Source organism: Myxococcus stipitatus DSM 14675, from assembly GCF_000331735.1.
Lineage (GTDB): Bacteria > Myxococcota > Myxococcia > Myxococcales > Myxococcaceae > Myxococcus > Myxococcus stipitatus.
This window is the reverse complement of the sequence record NC_020126.1, coordinates 5,742,586-5,763,458: the sequence shown is the minus strand read 5'-3', so window position 1 is coordinate 5,763,458 and position 20,873 is coordinate 5,742,586. Positions and strand designations below refer to the sequence as shown.

General features: G+C 70.3%; 18 protein-coding genes. 7 read left to right on the top strand and 11 right to left on the bottom strand.

What is annotated here, in order from left to right:
* Nucleotides 1-75: 75 nt before the first annotated feature.
* The 8 genes from MYSTI_RS22070 to aroF form a co-directional block, all read right to left on the bottom strand.
* Nucleotides 76-1,377 (bottom strand): citrate synthase, encoded by a 1,302-nt coding sequence (locus MYSTI_RS22070; RefSeq protein ID WP_015350009.1) that lies wholly within the window; start codon nt 1,375-1,377, stop codon nt 76-78.
* Between the two features lie 76 nt (nt 1,378-1,453).
* On the bottom strand, nt 1,454-2,743 hold the full coding sequence (locus tag MYSTI_RS22065; protein ID WP_015350008.1) for a 3-phosphoshikimate 1-carboxyvinyltransferase: 1,290 nt from the start codon (nt 2,741-2,743) through the stop codon (nt 1,454-1,456).
* Complete coding sequence (locus tag MYSTI_RS22060; RefSeq protein ID WP_015350007.1) at nt 2,740-3,810, bottom strand: 3-dehydroquinate synthase; 1,071 nt, start codon at nt 3,808-3,810, stop codon at nt 2,740-2,742. The genes MYSTI_RS22065 and MYSTI_RS22060 overlap by 4 nt, the downstream gene beginning before the upstream one ends.
* A complete protein-coding gene (aroC, locus tag MYSTI_RS22055; RefSeq protein ID WP_015350006.1) occupies nt 3,807-4,826 on the bottom strand; it encodes a chorismate synthase in 1,020 nt (339 codons plus the stop codon). Before aroC ends, MYSTI_RS22060 begins: the two co-directional genes overlap by 4 nt.
* Entirely contained in the window at nt 4,823-6,094 is a 1,272-nt protein-coding gene (locus MYSTI_RS22050; RefSeq protein ID WP_015350005.1) for a shikimate 5-dehydrogenase, read from the bottom strand. The genes aroC and MYSTI_RS22050 overlap by 4 nt, the downstream gene beginning before the upstream one ends.
* Nucleotides 6,091-6,636 carry a shikimate kinase gene (locus MYSTI_RS22045; RefSeq protein WP_233277924.1) on the bottom strand — a complete coding sequence of 182 codons (546 nt, stop codon included), beginning with the start codon at nt 6,634-6,636 and terminating at the stop codon, nt 6,091-6,093. Before MYSTI_RS22045 ends, MYSTI_RS22050 begins: the two co-directional genes overlap by 4 nt.
* A gap of 37 nt (nt 6,637-6,673) precedes the next feature.
* Nucleotides 6,674-7,363 carry a bifunctional demethylmenaquinone methyltransferase/2-methoxy-6-polyprenyl-1,4-benzoquinol methylase UbiE gene (gene ubiE / locus MYSTI_RS22040; protein WP_015350003.1) on the bottom strand — a complete coding sequence of 230 codons (690 nt, stop codon included), beginning with the start codon at nt 7,361-7,363 and terminating at the stop codon, nt 6,674-6,676.
* Nucleotides 7,360-8,265, bottom strand: coding sequence for a 3-deoxy-7-phosphoheptulonate synthase (gene aroF / locus MYSTI_RS22035; protein ID WP_015350002.1), 906 nt, complete (start codon nt 8,263-8,265; stop codon nt 7,360-7,362). The genes ubiE and aroF overlap by 4 nt, the downstream gene beginning before the upstream one ends.
* A 116-nt stretch (nt 8,266-8,381) precedes the next feature.
* Here aroF and MYSTI_RS22030 point away from each other — a divergent pair, with 116 nt between their 5' ends.
* Genes MYSTI_RS22030 through menE form a run of 6 tightly spaced genes read left to right on the top strand, consistent with a single transcriptional unit; the run spans nt 8,382 to nt 15,831 of the window.
* Nucleotides 8,382-9,692, top strand: a complete 1,311-nt coding sequence (locus MYSTI_RS22030) for an isochorismate synthase (RefSeq protein ID WP_015350001.1) — start codon at nt 8,382-8,384, stop codon at nt 9,690-9,692.
* Nucleotides 9,676-11,445: a 2-succinyl-5-enolpyruvyl-6-hydroxy-3-cyclohexene-1-carboxylic-acid synthase gene (gene menD, locus MYSTI_RS22025; protein ID WP_015350000.1), complete on the top strand. Its 1,770-nt coding sequence runs from the start codon at nt 9,676-9,678 to the stop codon at nt 11,443-11,445. The genes MYSTI_RS22030 and menD overlap by 17 nt, the downstream gene beginning before the upstream one ends.
* Nucleotides 11,436-12,302, top strand: coding sequence for a 2-succinyl-6-hydroxy-2,4-cyclohexadiene-1-carboxylate synthase (menH, locus tag MYSTI_RS22020; protein ID WP_015349999.1), 867 nt, complete (start codon nt 11,436-11,438; stop codon nt 12,300-12,302). The genes menD and menH overlap by 10 nt, the downstream gene beginning before the upstream one ends.
* A complete protein-coding gene (locus MYSTI_RS22015) occupies nt 12,299-13,222 on the top strand; it encodes a 1,4-dihydroxy-2-naphthoate polyprenyltransferase (protein WP_044281100.1) in 924 nt (307 codons plus the stop codon). The genes menH and MYSTI_RS22015 overlap by 4 nt, the downstream gene beginning before the upstream one ends.
* A 9-nt stretch (nt 13,223-13,231) precedes the next feature.
* Nucleotides 13,232-14,392, top strand: a complete 1,161-nt coding sequence (gene menC, locus MYSTI_RS22010) for an o-succinylbenzoate synthase (RefSeq protein WP_015349997.1) — start codon at nt 13,232-13,234, stop codon at nt 14,390-14,392.
* Entirely contained in the window at nt 14,389-15,831 is a 1,443-nt protein-coding gene (menE, locus tag MYSTI_RS22005; protein WP_015349996.1) for an o-succinylbenzoate--CoA ligase, read from the top strand. Before menC ends, menE begins: the two co-directional genes overlap by 4 nt.
* Before the next feature lie 13 nt (nt 15,832-15,844).
* Here menE and MYSTI_RS22000 read toward each other — a convergent pair whose 3' ends face one another.
* Both MYSTI_RS22000 and MYSTI_RS21995 read right to left on the bottom strand, forming a co-directional pair.
* The gene (locus MYSTI_RS22000) at nt 15,845-17,593 is read right to left on the bottom strand and encodes a DUF6311 domain-containing protein (RefSeq protein ID WP_015349995.1); all 1,749 of its coding nucleotides are present in this window, start codon (nt 17,591-17,593) and stop codon (nt 15,845-15,847) included.
* Nucleotides 17,594-17,905: 312 nt separating this feature from the next.
* Nucleotides 17,906-18,118: a hypothetical protein gene (locus tag MYSTI_RS21995; protein ID WP_044281097.1), complete on the bottom strand. Its 213-nt coding sequence runs from the start codon at nt 18,116-18,118 to the stop codon at nt 17,906-17,908.
* A 365-nt stretch (nt 18,119-18,483) separates the two neighbouring features.
* Between MYSTI_RS21995 and MYSTI_RS21990 the strand changes: the two genes are divergently transcribed.
* Nucleotides 18,484-20,106 (top strand): bifunctional 3-(3-hydroxy-phenyl)propionate/3-hydroxycinnamic acid hydroxylase, encoded by a 1,623-nt coding sequence (locus MYSTI_RS21990; protein ID WP_015349994.1) that lies wholly within the window; start codon nt 18,484-18,486, stop codon nt 20,104-20,106.
* A gap of 15 nt (nt 20,107-20,121) precedes the next feature.
* Here MYSTI_RS21990 and MYSTI_RS21985 read toward each other — a convergent pair whose 3' ends face one another.
* Nucleotides 20,122-20,865: a hypothetical protein gene (locus tag MYSTI_RS21985; protein WP_015349993.1), complete on the bottom strand. Its 744-nt coding sequence runs from the start codon at nt 20,863-20,865 to the stop codon at nt 20,122-20,124.
* Nucleotides 20,866-20,873: the final 8 nt, after the last annotated feature.

Here is a 20,873-nt window from a genome sequence, read left to right as displayed (position 1 = left end):
GAAAGGGGCGGGGAACCTGGGTGGTTCCTCGCCCCTTCTCATTTCATGCCCAAGGGGTGTGGAGGTACCGCGGGACTACTTCGCGGTGCGCTTGTCCATCGTGACGTAGTCGCGGCGCTTGTGGCCGGTGAAGACCTGGCGCGGGCGAGCAATCTTCTGCTCGGGGTCCAGCACCATCTCCTCCCACTGCGCGCACCAGCCCACCGTGCGGGGGATGGCGAAGAGGACGGGGAACATCTCCACCTGGAAGCCCATCGCCTCGTAGATGAGGCCGGAGTAGAAGTCCACGTTCGGGTACAGCTTGCGCTTGACGAAGTACTCGTCCTGGAGGGCGATGCGCTCCAGCTCCACGGCGATCTCCAGCAGCGGGTTCTTGCCCGTCACGTCGAAGACCTCGTCCGCCACGCGCTTGATGACCTTGGCGCGCGGGTCGTAGGACTTGTAGACGCGGTGGCCGAAGCCCATCAGCTTCTTCTCGCCCTCGCCGCTCTTCACGGACTTGATGAAGTCGGGGACCTTGGAGATGTGGCCAATCTCGCGGAGCATGCGCAGCACCGCCTCGTTGGCGCCGCCGTGCAGCGGGCCGTAGAGGGCGCCGATGCCGGCCGTGACGGCCGAGTACGGGTCCACTTCCGACGAGCCCACCGTGCGCACGGACGTCGTCGAGCAGTTCTGCTCGTGGTCCGCGTGGAGGATGAAGAGCACGTCGAGCGCGCGCTCGAGCACCGGGTGCACCTTGTAGGTGCTGGTGCCGATGCGCTTCACCATCGCCAGGAAGTTGGCGACGTAGGACAGGTCGTTGTCCGGGTAGATGTAGGGCAGGCCCATCGAGTGCCGGTAGGAGAACGCGGCGATGGTGGGCATCTTGGCGATGAGCCGGGTGATCTGGATGCGGCGGCTGCGCTCATCCTTGGTGTTCTTCGCGTCCGGGTAGAAGCCGGACAGCGCGGCCACGGTGGAGCCGAGCATGGACATCGGGTGCGCGTCGTAGCGGAACCCGTCCATGAACGTCTTCACGTTCTCGTGGACGTACGTGTGGTGCGTCACCAGGTGGATGAACTGCTCCAGCTCCTTGGGCGTCGGCAGCTCACCGTTGAGCAGGAGGTACGCGACCTCCAGGTAGCTGGACTTCTCCGCCAGCTGCTCGATGGGGTAGCCGCGATACTCCAGGATGCCTTTGTCACCATCGATGAAGGTGATGGCGCTTTTACAGTTCGCGGTGTTGAGGAACGCCGGGTCGTAGCCCATCAGACCGAAGTCGTCGTCCGAGACCTTGATCTGGCGTAGGGCGTTGGTGCGAATACAGCCGTTCTCGACCGGGACCTCGTACTGCTTGCCGGTCCGATTGTCGGTGATCGTCAGCGTGTCCTTGGGCATGGGCGGAGATTTCACAGGGCGCAGATCGCTTTCAACAAAAAAGAACGATAAGTCGGCAATCGAGACACTGATGGTTCTACGGTGACTCGGAAATACGCGCTCCCGAGCGCTGCAGTTGCCTCCAGAAGCCCGGAAAGCTCTTCTCGACACACTCGGGCCCGGTGAGCACGAGGGGGGCCCCCGACAACACGCTGAGGGTGGCCGCGGTCATCGCCAGGCGGTGGTCCCCCTGGCTGTCCATCTCGAAGCGGGCGGGTGGGGAGGCCGGAGGCGTCAGGTGGAGGATTTCCCCCTGCAGGTCGCTGGTGCCCCCGTAGGCGGCGACGAGGGCGCGGATGCCTTCCAGCCGGTCGCTCTCCTTCAGCCGGAGGATTCCGACGTCCGTCAGCGTGGACGGCGCGGGTAGGACACAGGCGAGCGCCGCCAGGGTCGGCAGCAGGTCCGGGCACTCCTTGCCCGAAGCCCGCAGGCCTTGCTCGGGTCGGCCCGTCACCTTCAGGGTGTGTGGCTGTCCGGCGGGCGCCGTCCGCAGACCCACCTGCTCGATGAGGCGGAGGATGGCCTGGTCCGGATGCGCGCTGGCGGGGTCGGCGCGCTCCACCGTACCGCCCGACTTCCAGGCCACGAGCAGCAGGTACCCCAGCGAGGACCAGTCCCCGGGCAGAGAGGGGACGCTCGGCGGCGGTGTGTAGCCAGAGACCGTGTAGCGGGCGTCGGACTTCTGGAGCTCGAAGCCGAAGCGCTCGAGCCACGCCACCGTGAGCTCCAGGTAGCCGGCGCTCGTCAGCGTGCCTTCGATCTCCACGCTCCACGCGCGGCGCTCACGCAGGTACAGCGCCGCGCAGCCCAGCAGGAGGCTGGAGGCGTACTGGCTGCTCTGTGAGCCGGGCACCCGGAAGACGGGCGCGACGCGGGAGGTGTCGGTGGGCGCGGCGAGCTCCACCGGCCAGGGCGTGCCCTCGGTGAGCGCGAAGCCCGCGGGGCCCAGGGCGTCCTTCAGCGACGTGAAGAGCGGGCCATGGGGCCGCTCACCCAGGCGAGGTGTCCCCGTGAGGCGCACGCGGACGCCGGGAGTCACCGCGGCCTGGGTGGCCAGGATGCGGAACGGCGCGCCACCGTCCGCGCAGTCGACGTCGCGCACGGGGCCGGGGGGGAGGCGGAGGGCCTCCACGCCTCGGCGAAGGACGCGCACGTCGGCGGGCAGGTCCTCGTCCGACTCGGCCTGGACGGAGGGCAGCGGCCAGGCGCCGGTCAAGTGCCCCAGCACCAGGGCCCGCTGCGCGTCCGACTTGGAGACCGGGGGCGTGAGGGGCGACGGCTGGAGTCCCGTCGGGTCCAGCAGGATTCGGCGGCTGCTGGTGCTCACGGACGCACCCCCTTCGTCCAGGAGGGCCAGAGCGCGCGCCAGGTCTCGGGCGCGACGTCGCGGACCTCGGTGGAGCCGATGGCCGTCAACAGCACCATTCGCAGCTCCCCCTTCGCGCCGGCCTTCTTGTCGGCGTCGAGCAGCGTGACGATGTCCTTGAGCGGCGCCGGTCGCAGCAGCGAGGCGACCCGCTCCCGGCCCAGGACTCCGGGACCTTCGGCGAGCGCGGCCTCGGCCTGGGCGGCGATGGGCTCCGGGGTGACGCCCAGGTGGCGGCCCACGTCCAGGGCCAGGAGGATTCCCAGACCCACCGCGTCGCCGTGAGACAGCTTGAAGTGCGACACGCTCTCCAACACGTGGCCGAAGGTGTGCCCGAAGTTGAGCACCCGGCGCAGGCCCGTGTGCTCATACGGGTCCTTCGCGCAGACGCGCTCCTTGAGGCCGCGCGCGTCCTTCACCAGCTTCTCGAGCGCGGGCGGCTTGCGCACGTAGCGGCGGAAGAGGGCGGCATCCAGGCTGATGACCATCTTCCAGGCCTCGAGCGAGCCCTCGCGCACCTGCGTGGGCGACAGCGTCGAGAACAGCTCCGGGCAGACCCACGACTCCTCGGCGTAGTGGAAGACGCCCGCGGGGTTCTTCACCACGCGACCCTTCACGGTGAGGTCCACCGCGCCCTTTCCACCCAGGCTGCTGTCCACGGCGGCCAGGAGCGTCGTGGGGACCTGCACCAGTCGCACGCCGCGCTTGAGCAGGTGCGCGGCGACGGTGGACACATCTCCAACGGTGCCTCCGCCCACGGCGAGCAGCGTGCCCGAGCGCGGCAGGGACAGCCCCGCGGCGAGCACCTTCTCCAGCGCCGTGAAGCTCTTGGCACTCTCACCGCCCACCAACTGGACGATGGCGCGAGGCGCTCGGGCTTTCAGCGCGGGGATGAGGTCGGGGTGGAGGCGCGCGACGGTGCGGTCCACCACGGCGAGACTTCCCTCGGGAAGGCGCTTGGCGAGACGTGAGAACGGACCCCAGCGGTCGTTGGGAGGACGGTAGGCGCCGGGAGGGTAGGGGTTCATAGGGTATGGGGGCGTGCGTTCATCTGTTGGACGAGGTCTGCGATGACCAGGGACACCATGGACTCCAGCACCGGAACGGCGCGGGGCATGATGCACGGGTCGTGACGGCCACCCTTCGCGTGGTCCGCCAGCGTCGCTGGGGGTTTGAAATAGGCGCGGACCTGGAGCGGCTCGCCGTTGGTGAGCCCGCCCTGGATGCCGCCGTAGACGTCCTTCACGGAGTGGAACTGGGTCCCGAGCTGGCCAATGCGCTCCAGCAGGTCCGGTGGGCCCCACATGACGCCGGTGATGGCGCCGACGCTGCCCAGGGCCTGGGCGATGAGCGCCTTGATCTTCCCGAAGATGGGCTCACCCAGCCCCACGGGGAGGCCCTCGACGCGCACGTCGATGGAGCCTCCCAGGCTGTCTCCCGCCTCCTTGGCCGCGAGGATGCGGCGGGACATCTCCTCCCGAACGGCGAGGTCCGGGCAGCGCGTCGGGTGTGCATCCACCATCGCCCGGGTGAGCCCGAGCGCGGGCACGGAGGCCACGAGGTCACCGACCTGGGACACGTACGCGACGGTGCTCACGGTGGGCAGGTCGCGCTCCAGATAGGCCTCCGCGATGGTGCCGCCGATGACGCGGCAGAGCGTCTCGCGTCCGCTGGTGCGGCCGCCGCCGCGGTGGTCGCGGTGCTTGTAGCGCTCGCGCCAGACGGCGTCGGCGTGGCCGGGCCGGTCCACCTGCTTGAGCTGCTCGTAGTCGCCGGAGCGCTGGTTGGTGTTGCGGACGATGGCCGCGATGGGCGTGCCGAGCGTCTTGTCCTCGAAGACGCCGGAGAGGATCTCCACCTGGTCCGGCTCGTTGCGAGGCGTGACGAGGGCGGACTGGCCCGGACGGCGTCGGTCCAACGCGGCCTGGATGCGCTCGCGGGTGAGCGGGACACCGGCGGGGCAGCCATCCACCACCGCGCCGAGCGCGGGGCCGTGGCTCTCGCCAAATGTCGTCACGCGAAAGAGGGTTCCAAAGGTGTTCACGTTGCTGTCTCCCAGAGCTCGCGTTGACGCCGGGCCTGTGCGACGAACCACGCCGCGCCCAGCAGGACAGGGGTGCCTCCGCGCCGCGAAATCTCCGCGGCGATGCGTCGGCCGGGGGCACCGTATGCGATCACCGCGACGCGTGCTCGCTCGAATCGCAGGGAATCCGGAGCAGCCACCCGGTCCGGCCACGTCCAGACACCGGCCCCGGTGAGGGGGGCCTGGATGTCCGCGCGCCGGAGGATGCGCAGCGCCTGGCCTCGCTCGGTGGCCACGGTGCGCAGGGCGGACGTTGCACCGCCGTCACCCAGCACGAACACGTCCACCGCGCCCAGGCGCTCCAGCACCTTCCGGGCGCCCTCGGTGTCGGTGTTGAAGGACTCCCACCGGTCGCCCCGGCGCACCAGGGTGTTGATGGCGTCCAGCGGCGAGCCCGTGTGCTTCGCGAGCCGCATCTTGAACGGGCTCGTGACGGCGAAGCCCCCATGGCTCGGGAGCAGCGAGTCCACGAGCGCCTCCACGGGGCCGTCCTCGGGAATGTCGATGCGGTCGAAGGGCTGGCGGTGGATGCGCGGCGAGCGCGAGTGGGTGATGGACGTGCCGAAGATGCCCAGCCGCAGCGGGGCGGGCAGGGTGGTGCGGTCCGCGCCGCGCCACTCTCGCACGACGTCGTCCAGGAGCCGCTGCCCCGGTGCCGCGGCCCAGGATCCTCCCGCGGCCACGTAGTCGAGCAGGTTGTTCCGGGCCAGCACCGCGCGGGCGGGCAGCGCGACGGAGCCCATGCCGAGCACGGTGACGCGTGTCGGGCCGAACCGGTCCATCATCCGCCGTTGGGTCTCCAATAGCGTGCGGACCTGGTCCGGGTGAGTCATCGGCTCCACGTGCTTCACGAGGGCATCGGCGGGAAGGTCGCGCTCCCAGAGGCTCAGCGCCTCAGCCGTGCTGAGCGGTCGCTCCGCGTGGTGGGACGCGAGCAGCTTGCCGGAGGGCGCGTCGAGCGAGCCCTGGTGCCCGGTGGCGTCCATCAAGTCCCGGTCCACGCGCCACGCGGCGGAGACCCACGCGGCGGGGAGTGGCTTGCCGCGCTCGGAGACGAGCAGCGGGAGCACGCTCGCCAGGGCGGCCGGGTCCACCGCGTCGGGGGCGTGCAGGTCGGTGCGGATCTCCAGCACATCGGCGCCGCGACGCTGGCACCCCCGCGCGAAGTGCACGGCGTCGGAGCCGAGCAGGGTGGGAGGCAACGTCACGACACGCCGAGCGGGTGTCACGGGGACTCCTCTGAGTGGAGGCAGCCCCGGAGGAAGTCCACCAGGGCGATGGTGGGGACGCGGGCGTGCAGGGCCTCGCGTTCATGGAAGACGGAGGAGATCTCCTCCTCCAGCGAGACGTCCGGCCGCAGTCGAGGCCGCGTCCGGTCCGCCGTCAGCCGGTCCCGATAGGTCTCGAAGGTGATCGGGATGATGAGGGTGAACATGCCCTCCAGCGCGTCGGGGTGATGGGAGAGGAAGCCTCCCCCCACCGCCACCAATCCCCCCGGCGGAAGCTCCAGCAGGGCGCGGCGCTCGGCGGCGCGGAACTCGGCGGGGGACTGCGCCACCCACGTCTTCAGCGGGCGGCCGTGGAGCCGCTCCAGGTGGGCATCCAGGTCCACGCCCCGCCGCTCGAGCAGACCCGCGACCCGAGGCAGGAGCGTGGACTTGCCCGCGCTCCGGTGGCCGCACAGCACCACCGTCTGTCCGGCTTCCGGGCGCGGCACGGGCCCTGGTCGCGCCAGGGCTTCTCTCAGCGCCGGCGCGAGCCGGGGATCCACCGAGGACAGGACATGCTCGACACGGGACCGCCGTGCTTCAGCGGACGAGGCCGACATAGACGTTGGCCGTTCCGAACGTCAGCGGGTGCGCGCTTCGCTCCGCATAGGCGCCGGACTGGTCCATCAGCGACAGGAACCGCTCTCCCGCGGGGAACGCCGCCGACGTGCGGGGCAGGTACTCGTAGGCCGCGCGGTTGCCGGTGAGCATGCCGCCGATCGCCGGCATCACCGTCTTGCTGTAGAAGCGGAAGAGCGCGCCGAAGACACCCTCCGGCTGGCCGAACTCCAGCACGACGACACGGCCACCGGGCTTCACCACGCGCCCCATCTCCTTGAGGCACTTCACCGGGTCATCCACGTTGCGGATGCCGAAGGCGATGGAGGCCACGTCGAAGCGGTTGTCCTCGAAGGGCAGCGCCATGGCGTCCGCGACCTGGAAGTCCACCTGGAGGCCCGCCTTGGCCGCCTTCGCGGGAGCGCTCTCCAGCATCTCCGGGCAGAAGTCCGTGCCGAGCACGTGGCCCGTGGCGCCCACCTTGCGTTTGAACGCGAGCGCCAGGTCGCCCGTGCCGGACGCGCAGTCGAGGACGCTGTCGCCCGCCTTCGCCCGGCTGAGACGCACGGCCGTCCGTCGCCACAGGCGGTGGATGCCGAACGAGAGGACTTCGTTCGTCACGTCGTACCGCGTGGCGATGGAGGAGAACATCTGACGGACTTCGGTGCTCATCTCGCCCTCACGACCTGGGCCGGACTCTCCGGCCGCCAAAGGTGTCGACCCACCGCGTCTAGCACGGGTGGCAAGCGCTGCATCAAGGTTTGGAAGTGTTCCGGCGTCAGGGCCTGGTTCCCGTCGCACAGGGCCTGCTCCGGCCGGGGATGGACCTCGATGAGCAGCCCGTCCGCGCCAGCCGCCGCGGCCGCCAGGGACATGGGCAGGATGAGGTCCACCTGGCCCGTCGCGTGGGACGGGTCGACGATGACGGGGAGGTGCGTGCGCTGCTTCGCCCAGGCCACCGCCGCCAGGTCCAGCGTGTTGCGAATCTCCGTCTCGAAGGTGCGGATGCCCCGCTCGCACAACATGACTTGCTCGTTGCCACCCTCGAGGATGTACTCCGCCGCCAGCAGCCACTCCTGCAGCGTGGCGGACAGCCCCCGCTTCAGCAGGACCGGGCGGCGCACCTTGCCCAGCGCTCGCAGCAGGGAGAAGTTCTGCATGTTGCGCGCGCCCACCTGGAGGATGTCCGCGGACTCCACCATGAAGGGCAACTGCGAGGTCTCCATCACCTCGCTGATGATGGGCAGCCCGTGGCGGCGTCCGGCCTCCGCGAGCAGGTGCAGTCCCGGCTCACCCATTCCTTGGAAGGCGTAGGGACTGGTGCGGGGCTTGAACACGCCACCTCGGAGGACGTGCGCGCCGGCTTGCGCCACCGCAGCCGCCGTGCGGTCGACCTGCTCGATGCCTTCCACCGCGCAGGGCCCGGCCATGACGACGAACCCCGGCCCACCGACCTCCACGGGCCCCACCTGAACCCGGGTTCCCTCGGGACGGAAGGCGCGCAGCACCCGCCGCGCACCCGTGTCCTTCCGGACCGCGACCGGCGCGGATTCGTCTGGCTGCTTGCCTCCCACGAGCCCTCCCATCCACCGAGTTCAAGAGGTTTTGAACTCCTTGGTGCATGTATAGCCGAGATGGCTTAGAAGACAACCGAAGGTGATTTCAGGGCAGTCGCGGATGAGGACCGCTGATGAAGACGCTCAATCCCGTTGAGAGCCAGCGCTGGGTGGCCGGAATGATGCCCCTGGCCGCGGTGGATCCGCTCTCTGGCGCGGATTCGCTGGGCGTTCCAACGGTCTATTGGGAGCGGCCCCTGGAGCGCGAGGCGGCGGCGGGATGGGGTGAGGCGGCCGTGGTGGAGGCCACGGATTCCGCGCAGGTGCCCGCGGTCATGGCCGCGCTGGGCGCCCTGGAGTTGCGTTGGTTGGGCGCGCCGCCCGCCGACATGCCCGGCCCCTGGTTCGGCGGCCTGCGCTTCGGTGCGACGGGGCTTCCGGACGCGGGCTGGGCGTCTCACGGCGTGGCCCGCTGGACGCTCCCCGAGGTGCTGGTGTGGCGCACGGCGAGCGGGGTGGCCGTGGCGGCCTTCGCCCCCGAGGGCCGTGGCGGTGAGGACGCGGTTCGCTCGCGACTGGAGCGGGTGCGGACGCGCTTCGCGGAGGGCTATCGCCACGCGCGGGGCGGCGCGGTGGAGCTGTCGTCGAAGTCGTCGCGCCCGGAGTTCGAGGCGCGGGTGGAGCGTGCGCTGGAGGCCATCGCCTCCGGACAGCTTCAGAAGGTCGTGCTGGCGCGGGCCGTGGATGTGGAGGGCCCCGCGGCCTTCGAGGTCGTGGATGTGCTGGCGCGCTTGCGGGAGCAGAACCCTCGCTGCGCCACGTTCTTGTTCCGGGTGCCGGATGGCACGTGCTTCCTCGGCGCGACGCCGGAGACGCTGTGCCGCGTGGACGGCCGTGTGCTCGAGACCGAGGCGCTCGCCGGGACGGCCTCACCCCAGCAGGCCGACGGGCTGCGGGGCGTGGACAAGGAAGTGCGAGAGCACGAGGCGGTGGTGCGCTACATCCTCGCGACGCTGCGCTCCCTGGTGTCGGACGTTCACGCGGACGCCGAGCCTCGCCTGTTGACGCTGAAGAACGTGGTGCACCTGCGCACGGGCATTCGCGCGGAGCTGAAGGAAGGCGTCTCCGCCGCGCAGGTGGTGGGGGCGCTGCATCCCACGCCGGCGGTGGGCGGCACGCCGCGCGAGCGCGCGCTGTCCTTCCTGGTGGAGCACGAGGGGTTGGACCGGGGCTGGTACGCGGGGCCGGTGGGGTGGATGGGGCCTGGGCGTGCGCACCTGATGGTGGCGTTGCGCTCGGCGAGGGTGCGGGGCGCGAGGGCTCGGTTGTTCGTGGGTTGCGGAATCGTGGCCGGCTCCATCGCGGAGGCGGAGTGGCGGGAGACGGAGATGAAGAGTCTGGCCGTGTTGCGTGCGCTGGGAGGCGTGGATGTCGGGCGACAGTAACCTCAACGTGCTGTGGGCTCGGGCCCTCGTCGAGGAACTGGTGCGCGGCGGTGCGAGGCACGCCGTGGTGTGTCCGGGCTCACGCTCCTCGCCCCTGGCGCTGGCGTGTGCTCGCGCGGAGGGCCTGCGCGTCTGGTCCGTCATCGACGAGCGGAGCGCCGCGTTCTTCGGCTTGGGGCTCGCCAAGCAGTCGCGCGCGCCGGTGATTCTCGTGGCGACGAGCGGCACGGCGGGCGCGCACTTCTATCCCGCGGTCATCGAGGCGTCGCTGTCTCAGGTGCCCTTGATTGTTCTCACGGCGGACCGCCCGCTGGAGCTTCAGGGGTGGGGCGCGGCGCAGACCGTGCCGCAGGCGCGCTTCTACGGCGAGCATGCGCGCAGCTTCTCGGACGTCGGTGTGCCCGAAGCCAGCGACGTGGCGCTGGCCCACCTGCGAGCCACCGCCGCGCGAGCCGCCGCGACGTCGATGCGTGCACCGCGAGGGGCCGTGCAGCTCAACGTGCCCTTCCGCGAGCCGCTCGCTCCGGTGACGGAAGCTTTTGGTGAAGAGCGCCTGTCCGCGCTGTCGAAGTCGGGCCGCGCGGGTGTGCCCTTCACGCGCATCGTGCCGCCCATGCCGGCACCGGATGCGGCGGTGTTGGAGTCAATCCGTCAGCGCATCGCCTCCACGGAGCGCGGCGTCATCGTCTGTGGTCCGCGCGACGAGGCGGATGGCTTCTCCGAAGCCATCTCCGCGCTGTCCCAGGCCACGGGCTACCCGGTGTTGGCGGAGGCGACTTCGCAGGCTCGGTATGGAGGCGGTCCGCTGACGCTCTCGTACTACGACGCCCTGCTGCGCCATGCCCCGTTCGCGCGGACGCACCGGCCGGAGCTGGTGCTGCGGTTCGGCGGGGGGCTGACGCCGAAGGTGCCGCAGCAGTGGCTGGACGCGTCGGGGGCGGAGGTGGTCCTCTTCAGCGATGGCGGCGCGTTGTTCGACCCCGCGCATCGAGCGGCCACGGTGGTGGAGGGCTCGGCGGTGGCGGCGTGTGCCGCGCTGGCGAAGGGGCTGACTCGCGGGCCTGGACGGTGGGCGCAGGGCTTCATCACCGCGGAGCGGATGGCGCGGGGCGCGCTGGAGGCGGCGTTCGCGGAGCGTCCCGATGCGCTCACCGAGCCGCGAATCGCGCGCGAGGTGGTGGCCGCGCTTCCCGCGGGGGCCGCGCTGTTCGTCTCCAGCAGCATGCCCATCCGCGACGTGGACGCGTTTGCTCCCGCGGGGACGATGCCCCTGCGCGTGCTCGCGAATCGCGGAGCCAACGGCATCGACGGCATCATCTCCAGCGCGCTGGGCGTCGCCGCGGCGGCTTCGCGTCCGGTGGTGCTGCTGACGGGAGACCTGGCGCTCCTGCACGACGTGGGCGCGTTCGTCACGGCGTCTCGCGCGAAGGTTCCGCTCACCGTCGTCGCGGTGAACAACGACGGTGGTGGCATCTTCTCGTTCCTGCCCATCGCGCAGGCGGCGAAGCCGGACGAGTTCGAGACGCTGTTCGGCACGCCGCACGGCGTGGACCTGTCGCACGCGGCGGCGCTGGGTGGGGCGCGGTTCCATCGTCCGACGACGCCCTCGGCGCTTCGTGGGGCGGTGCGCGAGGGACTCGAGGGCGGTCTGCATCTGGTCGAGGTGGTCGTGGACCGGGCCGCGAACGTGGACGACCACCGGCAGCTCTTCGCGCGGATGGCCGCCGCGCTCGGGGAGGGACCATGGCTGTGACGCTGGCTTACGAGACGTGGGGCGAGGGCAGTCGGCCGCTCGTGCTGCTCCATGGCTTCACGGGGAACCGGGCCTCGTTCCAGGGCCTGCGTCCGCTGATGGGCCGCTCCGTGCGAGCCATCGCGGTGGACCTGCCGGGACACGGCGCCACGCCGCTGCCGGAGCGCAAGGGCCGCGACGGCTTCCTGGAGACGGTCGACGCGCTGGTGGCCCTGGTCGACAAGCTGGGGGTGGGCACGGTGGACCTCCTGGGCTACTCGCAGGGCGCGCGGATTGCGTTGGCCGCGGCGGTGCGGGCGCCGGACCGGTTCGGCCGGCTCATCATGGAGAGCGGCTCACCCGGATTGCATCGGCGCCAGGAGCGGGCCGCGAGGCGCGAGGCGGACGGGCAGCTCGCGACCTTCATCCGCGCGCGCGGCGTGGACGCGTTCGTCGAGCGGTGGGAAGCGCTGCCGCTGTTCGATGGCCTGCGGGCCATGCCCACGGAGCGCCGTGAGACGCTGCGGGCTCACCGCCGGGCGTGCTCCTCCGAGGGCCTCGCTGGAGCGCTGGAGACCCTGGGGCTGGGGGTGCAACCGGACTATTGGTCGGAGCTGCACCATCAGCGCCTGCCCACGTTGCTGCTCACGGGAGCACGCGACGACAAGTTCACGCAGACCGCGCGCCGCATGGCGGCGGAGCTGCCCGTGGTGTGGCGTCATGCCTTCGCGGATTGTGGCCATGCGCCGCACCTGGAGGCGCCCGAGGAGTACGTCCGCGAGGTGCTGGGTTTCCTCCAGACGCCCTGGTACGAGGCCCCCCAGTTCGAGGGCCCCACCGCCACGGCGGCGGCGAGCCCTGGGAGGGTGAGTCCGTGAGTGCGTCGGTTCCTGGAGCCTCGGTGGCGATGGTGAAGCCCAAGCCCACGGTGAAGACGTGGTTGATGGCCGTGCGTCCGAAGACGCTGACGGCGGCCTTGGTCCCCGTGCTGGTGGGGACGACGCTGGCCTTTGGTCTGGGGGTGGGGCGAATCGTCCCGGCGCTCGCGGCGCTGCTGGGCGCGGTGCTCATCCAGATCGGCACCAACTTCATCAACGACTACTACGACTTCAAGAAGGGCGCGGACACGCACGAGCGGCTGGGCCCGGTGCGGGTCACGCAGAGCGGGCTCATCGCCCCGAGCACCGTGCTGTTCGGCGCGGCGGTCTGCTTCGCGCTCGCGACGGCGGTGGGCATGTACCTGGTCGCGGTGGGAGGGTGGCCCATCGTGGCCATCGGCCTCGCGTCGCTGCTCTGTGGTTACGCGTATACCGGGGGGCCGTTCCCCCTGGGCTACAACGGCCTGGGCGACCTGTTCGTCTTCATCTTCTTCGGACTCGTCGCGGTGACGGGAACCTTCTACGTGCAGGCGGGCTCGGTGCATCCGGCGGCGTGGTGGGCGGCCATCCCCGTGGGGGCGAGCGGCACGATGCTCATCGTCGTGAACAACCTGCGGGACGTCACCACGGACGTGAAGGCGGGCAAGCGGACGCTGGCGGTCCGTTGGGGGACGACGGCGGGCAAGGCGGAGTACGTGCTGCTGATGGTGGCGTCGTTCGCCACGCCGGTGGCCATGTTCGCACTGGGACTTGCGGGACCCTGGGTCTTCTTGTCCTTCCTGAGCCTGCCCCTGGTGGTGGCCCCGCTTCGTCGGGTGCTGCGGGAGCAGGGGGCGGCGCTGAACCCCGCGCTGGGCGGCACCGCGCGCTTCCAACTCTTCTTCGGCGTGCTGTTCGGCGTGGGCCTCTACCTGCGATGATGTGAGTCCATGCGCATCGTCCAGGCGACATTGACCCCGCTGCGGTTGGAGCTGCTCCAGCCACTGAAGACATCTCGAGGCTCCTACTCCACGCGCGAGGGTTTCATCGTGCGGCTGGAGGATGAAGAGGGGCGCGTAGGGCTTGGCGAGGCGATGCCTCTGCCGGAGTTCGGCACGGAGTCGCTGTCGGTTTGTGGCGAGGTGCTGGGCGCGTGGCTGTCCTCGCTCAAGGGCCAGTTCCTGGGTGACACCGTGCGCGCCGTCGAGGACACGCTGTCTCCCTTCCCGCCGACGGTGGCGCGAGGCGAGGGGGTGCGAATCCGGGCCCGTCATCCCGCGCCTCCGGGCCCCGTGCCCGCCGCGGAGCATGCGCTGGAGCTGGCGCTGCTGGACCTGCTCGCGAAGCGTCAGGGTGTCCCGCTGTGCTGGCTCCTGGCCGAGGAGGCGCGTCCCGAAGTCCTGGTGAGCGCGCTGCTCAGCGAGGAGAACCCGGAGGCCCTGGCGGAGCAGGCTCGGAAGGCCGTGGCCGAGGGCTACGCGACGCTGAAGCTCAAGGTGGCGGGTCGCTCGTTGGAGGAGGATGAGCGTCGGGTGAAGGCCGTGCGTGAGGCCGTGGGGCCCGACGTGAAGCTGCGGCTGGACGCGAACGGCGGCTGGTCGGAGCCCGATGCGAAGCGCTCGCTCGACAGGCTGGGCTGGTATGGCCTGGAGCTCGTGGAGCAGCCGACGCCCGCGGATGACTTGTCCGCGCTGTGGCGAGTGCAGCGCCGCGCGCCGTGCATGGTGGCCGCGGATGAGTCGCTCGGCTCCCCGGAGACGCTGCGCGCGCTGCTGTCCGCGGACCCCTTCCTGGGGGGGGGACCCGCGGTGGGGGCGGTGGTGCTCAAGCCGATGGTGCTCGGGGGACTGCTCCCCGGGCTCGTGGTGGCGATGCGTGCCGCGCGCCTGGGCATGCAGGCGTATGTGACGAGCTCGCTGGATGGCGTGGTGGCTCGGGCAGGGGCGGCGCATCTGGCCGCCGCGTTGCCGTCGGGGGCGCTCGCGTCGGGGCTCGCGGTGGGGCAGCTCTTCGCGCGTGAGCCTCCGATGCATCCCTACCAGCCCGTGCATGGGCGCATCCGGCTTCCGGAGACGCCGGGCCTTGGGTTGGATGCGGGAGTGGTGATGTGACGAAGTACGGCTGTCCCATCCGCGAAGGTGCCGTGCGCTTCCCGGATGCGGAGGCGCTCACCTTCGGGGGGCGCTCGTGGACCTACGGCGCGCTGGATGCCGAGGTAGACCACTGGGTCGCCGCGCTCGAGGCCCGAGGGATGGGGGCGGGACACCGCATCGCGCTGCTTGCGACAAACCATGCGGCGTGTGTCTTCCTCTTCTGGGCACTGGGGCGACTGGGCGCGGTGCTGGCCCCACTCAACGCGAGGCTCACTCGCGCCGAGCTCGCGCCGTTGGTCGAGGACGTCTCACCCAGCCTCACGTTGGCCCTGGGGGCGCTGGCTGAGCGGCTCCCCGGCGCCGAGTCCCTGGAGTCCTTCCGTTCCGCCACGTCCTCTTCGACCGCGAGGACTCTCGATGAGCGTTCCGCCCGGGTCATCCTGCTGACGAGTGGGACGACGGGAAGGCCCAAGGGCGCCTTGCTGACGGAGGGGAACTTCCGGGCGTCCTCGCGTGCATCGGCGGCGAATCTGGGCGCGCACCCCGCGCCGCGCTGGTTGGGGACACTGCCGCTCTTCCACGTGGGGGGCCTGGCGATGTTGACGCGCACGGCCTACGAGGGGGGCTGTCTGGTGCTCCATGAGCGCTTCGACGCCGAGTCCACCTGCCGCGCCATCGACGAAGAGTCGGTGTCCCACGCGAGCCTGGTCGCGACGACGTTGGAGCGTGTGCTCGATGTCCGCGCGGGGCGACGGGTGCCAGAGACCTTCAAGCTGGCGTTGATTGGCGGCGGGCCCGTGCCGGTTCCGCTGTTGGAGCGGGCGCGAGCAGTGGGGTTGCTGGCCCTCCAGACGTACGGTCTCACCGAGGCGTGCTCACAGGTGGCGACGGAGCGGCCCGGCGACGCGGATGGCCGCACGGCGGGACCCGCGGTGCCGGGGACCGAGCTTCGCATCGTCGGTGGAGACGGCGAGGTGTGTGGCCCGGGCCAGGAAGGGGACATCGAAGTGCGAGGTCCCACGGTGATGGCGGGCTACTGGCAGCGGCCCGACGCCACGAACGAAGCATTGCGAGACGGCTGGTTGCGGACGCGAGACCTCGGCGTGTTGGACTCGCGCGGGCGCCTCACGGTGTTGTCGCGCCGCACCGACCTCATCGTCCGGGGAGGGGAGAACATCTACCCGGCCGAGGTGGAGGCGGTGCTCGCGAATCACCCCTCCGTGCAGGAGTCCGCGGTGGTGGGCGTTCGAGATGCGCGCTGGGGCGAAGTCCCCGTGGCGTTCCTGGCGCCGCGCGCGGGACACGAGCGCCCGAGTGACGAGGCGCTGGAGTCGTGGTGCCGCGAATCACTCGCGGGCTTCAAGCTCCCGACGCGGTTCCTCTGGGTGGACGCGCTTCCTCGCAATGCGATGGGGAAGCTCGAGCGCACGGTGCTGCGCAAGAGCGCCGAGTCGTAGGTCCGTCGCGGGTTCAGGGTGAGTTGGTCACGGCGGGGGGCTCCTGCGTCGGGGCCGCGGCGTGCAGGAGCACCTCGCGGAACTTCCCCGAGGAGGAGGCCACACACACGTTGAACCCCTCCACGGTGCCGCAGGTGACGCGCTCACCCAGCCGCTGGAACTGCGCGAGCCGGGGTCCGTCGACCACGTAGAGGGTGTCGTCGGCGAGGCGCCCGTTCGCGACGTCCTCCTTGAGCGCGCTGCAGACGGTGGCGACGTGCCGCTCATTGAGGCGCGTGGAGTAGCCGCTGTTGGTCGTCATCCCCTTGCGGTACGCGAGGTCCGCCCAGCGCATGTGGTCATCGGACGCGAACGTGTTGTCGACGCAGGGCTCCATCGAGCCATGGATGTACGGGGGGAACATGACGACGTGTCGATAGGACGCGTCCAGGTGTGCCCACTCGGGGGCACGGAGCCGAGGCCAGGACGCCGTGCGGAAGCGGTCCTGGCCCCAGAGCGTCGCGGTATCGGCGACCTGGATCGCCACCGCGCCCAGCAGCACGCCCGTGGCGACCGCCGGGTGCCGACGCCAGCGCCACAGGACGAGCCCGAGGACACACGTGAGCACGAGGTAGTGCATGGGCCAGATGAAGCGGCCGGAGGCTCGGAACATGTTGAGCACCGGCATGAGCGGCTGGGTCACCTTGCGCATCGACACCACGGTGACGCCCCCAGCGGTCATCGTCGTCGAGAACGCGAAGAGCATCATCAGGACCACCGCCGCCACCAGGGGCCATCGTGCCTTCAACTGCGTCCGCGCCTGGGGCCACCAGTCGGAGGGCTTCCCCGCGAGCACGACCAGCGCGAGCACGAGGACCCCCGAGCCCAGGAAGCCGAGTCCCTCATATTGCCCCGGCCGGGTCGGAATCCAAGGCAGCACCCGCGACCAACCGAAGGGGTTGAAGAGCGTGAGCATGTCGGCGCTGTAGTCGCCGAAGCCACTGGCGGCGTCGCCCCTCACGTCCTGGCCCATGTAGCCGAAGAGGAAGAACACGCCGAGCATGACGAGGTTCGCGGCGACGAACGCGATGACGGCCTGGCGCCAGCCCAGGAGCCGCTCCGGATGCACGGTGGAGACGAGCAGCGCCAGCGTGAGCGCGAACGTCATGATCGCCAGATACGGATGGGTGCCCGCGGCGAACACGCTGAGCAGCAGGGCCCCACCCAGAGCGCGCCAGGCGTCCGGGGCATTCGCGCGGGGACGCAGGGAGAGCCACAGCAGCGCGGTGAGCATCCAGTGCGCGCTCAGATTGCTGTGTCCGAACCGGAAGACCAGGATGGGCGCCAGGATGAAGAGGGCCGCGCCGAGCAGCTGCTGGCCTGGCCGGGGCGTGAACAGGGCCATCACCTTGGCGCCCATGAAGCCCTGGAGCGCGAGGCACGACGCGAGCCACAGGCCGACGAACTGGAAGTCCTGGGGCAGCCACGGCGAGAACGGCTTGAACGCCACCGACATCCAGGGGTTCGAGTCGGAGAACCCCACCGACATCGTCAGCGGCCGCATGAGGCCGGGCGTCTTGCCCAGGGGAAAGCCCCACGGCGCATCGCGGAAGAACAACCAGCCGATGACTTGCTGGGACTGGTCTCCCCACCCCAACCAGTCGAGGTCCGTCGGGCTCAGGGCCCGCCATCCGCCCAGGGCGATGAACCAGAGGAAGCCCAGCAGCGCGGCCAGCCAGGGGACGAGCCGCGCCTGGCGCTCCTCCATGCGTGGCGGCGTCATCGCGGGCCCTGAGGGAGGTGTGTCTGCACGAAGTGGGGGCTCCTCGCCATTCCTCCAAACCGGAGGGGCGGGGACCGTACCGCGCGGAGGCGTACACGGCCAGCGTGTCAGGGCAGGGGTGGGGAGGATGGATTGATGTATCAATCAATCACGGGGCCAGCAGAAGCGGCGTTGGCCGTTCCACCGGAGGGAGCGTCCTCGGGGCCCTCGAAATGGGCCGCTGGACTGCTCACCGTCGACAACCAGACAAGCCGTGCCAGGGAGGACCGATGCCCGAGCGCCAAGGCGCCTCGGGACCGCCTCACCCCGGGCTCAGCACTCCGAGGAGGGATGTCCCCAGGGGTTGGTGCGAGGATACTCGCGCAACATCGTATGCAGCCGGTAGACGGTCGCCACGGACGCCCGGGCGCGCAGCCGTCGAGTGGGCGAAGTTCCACAGGCCGCCGTCGCGCCCAGCCGCTCCACCTGCTGCGCGAGCTGCCGCTCCACCTCGGGAGACCAGCGGGTGAATTCAAGCCATTCCATCGGACTACTCCTTCGCGAACCACGCGTGAGGGGGAACACGTACCAAACCACTCATCGCGGCCTGAATCACGACGCCGCGCGTTGGCTGCGGTGCGCCTGCCGGGTTCCAGACAGCAATGCGACCGCTCTTTCGATGCTGCCGTTTCATGCGAGCGAAATCTTGAAGCCCGCGAGGAATGAGGTCCGAGCGGAGCACCCCGTTCGAATCCCCAAACATCCTCGCGTGTATGGGTATTCTCGGGGGCGCTGAAACGCAAACAGGCAAGGATGCCGCCGCGCCGCGTACTCTCCTCGAGCGTCGAGTAGCGAGTAGACGGGGACGTGAAACAAAGGCAGCTCAACGTGTAACGAGTCCTGGAGGGCACATGGCGCTTGAGTCCGTGGACGTCATCATCGTCGGATGTGGGCCGGTGGGCGCCATGGCCGCCAACTTGTTGGGGCTCCGCGGTGTGCGAACGCTCGTGGTGGAGAAGGAGCTGTCCGCGCACGGACAGTCCCGCGCCATCAGCACGGATGACGAGGCGCAGCGCATCTTCCAGTCGGCCGGGTTGGAAGGCGAGCTGGCGCCCGGGTTCAACCCCTGCAAGACGCTCCGGTACATCGACGACGACCTGCGCGCGCTCGCGGAAGTGGACTTCTCGAAAGTCGACGCGCCGCTGGGGCATGACCTGGGCGCCTTCATCCAGCAGCCGCGGGTGGAGGGGGCGATGCGGCGAGGCCTGGCGCGCTTCGAGCACGTGAGCCTGAGGCTGGGGCACGAGGTCCTCTCCTTCGCGCAGGACGACGACGGGCTCACCGTGCGGATGCGGGAGAGCGCCAGCGGCCAGGAGGTGGAGGTGCGGGCGCGCTACCTGCTGGCGTGCGACGGTGCCCGGAGCTTCGTGCGCCGCGCGCTGGACTTGAAGCTGGAGGGGACGACCGCGCTGGAGCACTGCCTGGCCATCACCGTGAACGTGAAGTCCCCGGAGCCCGGCTGCGCCAGCTACCTGTGTGGGCCGACCCGCCGGGGCTTCATCGCGCCGACGGCGCTGGACGAGATGCGCCTGGACATCATCCTGCCCGCGGACGCGGACCTGGAGGCGGTGCGCCAGCTCGAGCATGTGCGCTCCATCGTCTCGCACTATGTCGGCACGCGGGAGGTGACCTTCGCCTCCATCAACGTGCACTCGTACCACAGCCGGATCGCCGCGCGCTGGCGTGTGGGGCGCGTGTTCCTCCTGGGAGACGCGGCGCACCTGATGCCGCCGTTCCTGGGGCAGGGCTTGTGCGCGGGGTTTCGCGACACGGCGAACCTGACCTGGAAGCTGGCGTGGGTGCTGGAAGCGAGGGCGGACGCGTCACTGCTGGACACGTATGAGCTGGAGCGGCGCGGACACGTCACGCGCATCATCGAGAGCTCGGACGCGATGGGCCGGGTGATGGTGCGCGGAGGCCAGGGGGTGGCGCGGCTGCGCAACCTGCTCATCCGGGCGCTCTACCACCTGCCCGTCACGGGGACGTTCATCCGCCAGTTCAAGGCGCGGCCCACCTTCGCGCTGGAGAAGGGCTTCCTCCAGGGCGGCCAGCGAGGAAAGGCCGCGCCCGAAGGCACGTACTTCCCCCAGCCGCACGTGGAGCGGCGCGCGGGCGAGCGGGTGCTGTTGGACCGGGTGCTGGGGAATGACTTCGCCGTGCTCACGCGGCCGGGGGCCTCGCCCGAGACGCGGCGTGAGGCGCACGCGTTGGCCGCGGAGCTGGGGGTGCGCGCATGGTTGGTGCAGTCCCCCGCGCGCACGGGCGAGCCTCCGGCGGATGCCCTCGTGGACACCGAGGGCCGGCTGGAGGCGTGGTTCTCACGCCACAAGGCAGACGTGGTGGTGCTTCGCCCGGACCGCTACGTGTATGGCATTGCGACCGGGACTTCGTTGGACAAACTCCGCCTCTCATTGAGAGGCATCATCCGTCCGAGCGTGAGGGGCGACGGAGCGGGGATCCGTCAAGCCGGCTGAACCGCGCGGGCGTGCTCAGGCCGCCGCGGGCTTCATCATCTTCTGGGCGCGCTCGACGCAGTCGCCCATGAAGCGCAGGTAGATGTCGAGCGCCTGCGCGCCCGTCTTGCCGATGACCTCGGTCTTCTCGGGGACCTGGCTCAGCAGCTTGCCCAGCATGACCTCGTTGAGGGCGGTGTGACCCACGTCGAGCTCGGCGTGCTCCTTCACGAAGGACATCGCCTCCATGATGTCCTCGCCACAGACGCGCTTGGCCTGCTCCATCAGCCCGGGCGCGAAGACGACGGACAGGTTCTCGATTTCGTACTCGATGGCCACCTGGGCCGCCGGCATGGGGCCGACGATGGTGTCCTCGTGAATCTTGCGGTACTCCACCATGGCCTGCGTGGGGACCTGGTTCAGCAGCGCCTCCGCGTCGAGCTTGGGCGTGCGGTGCTCGTTCCACCGGGCCACCAGGTTCTTGGTGTCCTCAATCATCATCAGGTGGTGGCCTTCCTCGTGCTTCGCGTGGGTGATGAGCTTCTCGCCCACGTCCTTCAGGCCCATCTTCACGGAGGCCTCGCCCGCACGGCGAATCCAGCCATCCACCGGCTGCGTCATGTAGACCCCCAGCGAGTTGAGCTGGATGAGGAAGCCTTCCACCAGCGCGGGGTCGACCTGGGGGTCCAGCAGGGCCTGGAGGGCAGGGGAGGTCTTCAGGCGCTCGCGCACCGCAGCCACGTGCGGAACGTAGTGCTGCTCCACGAATTGCTTGCTCATATTGTGTC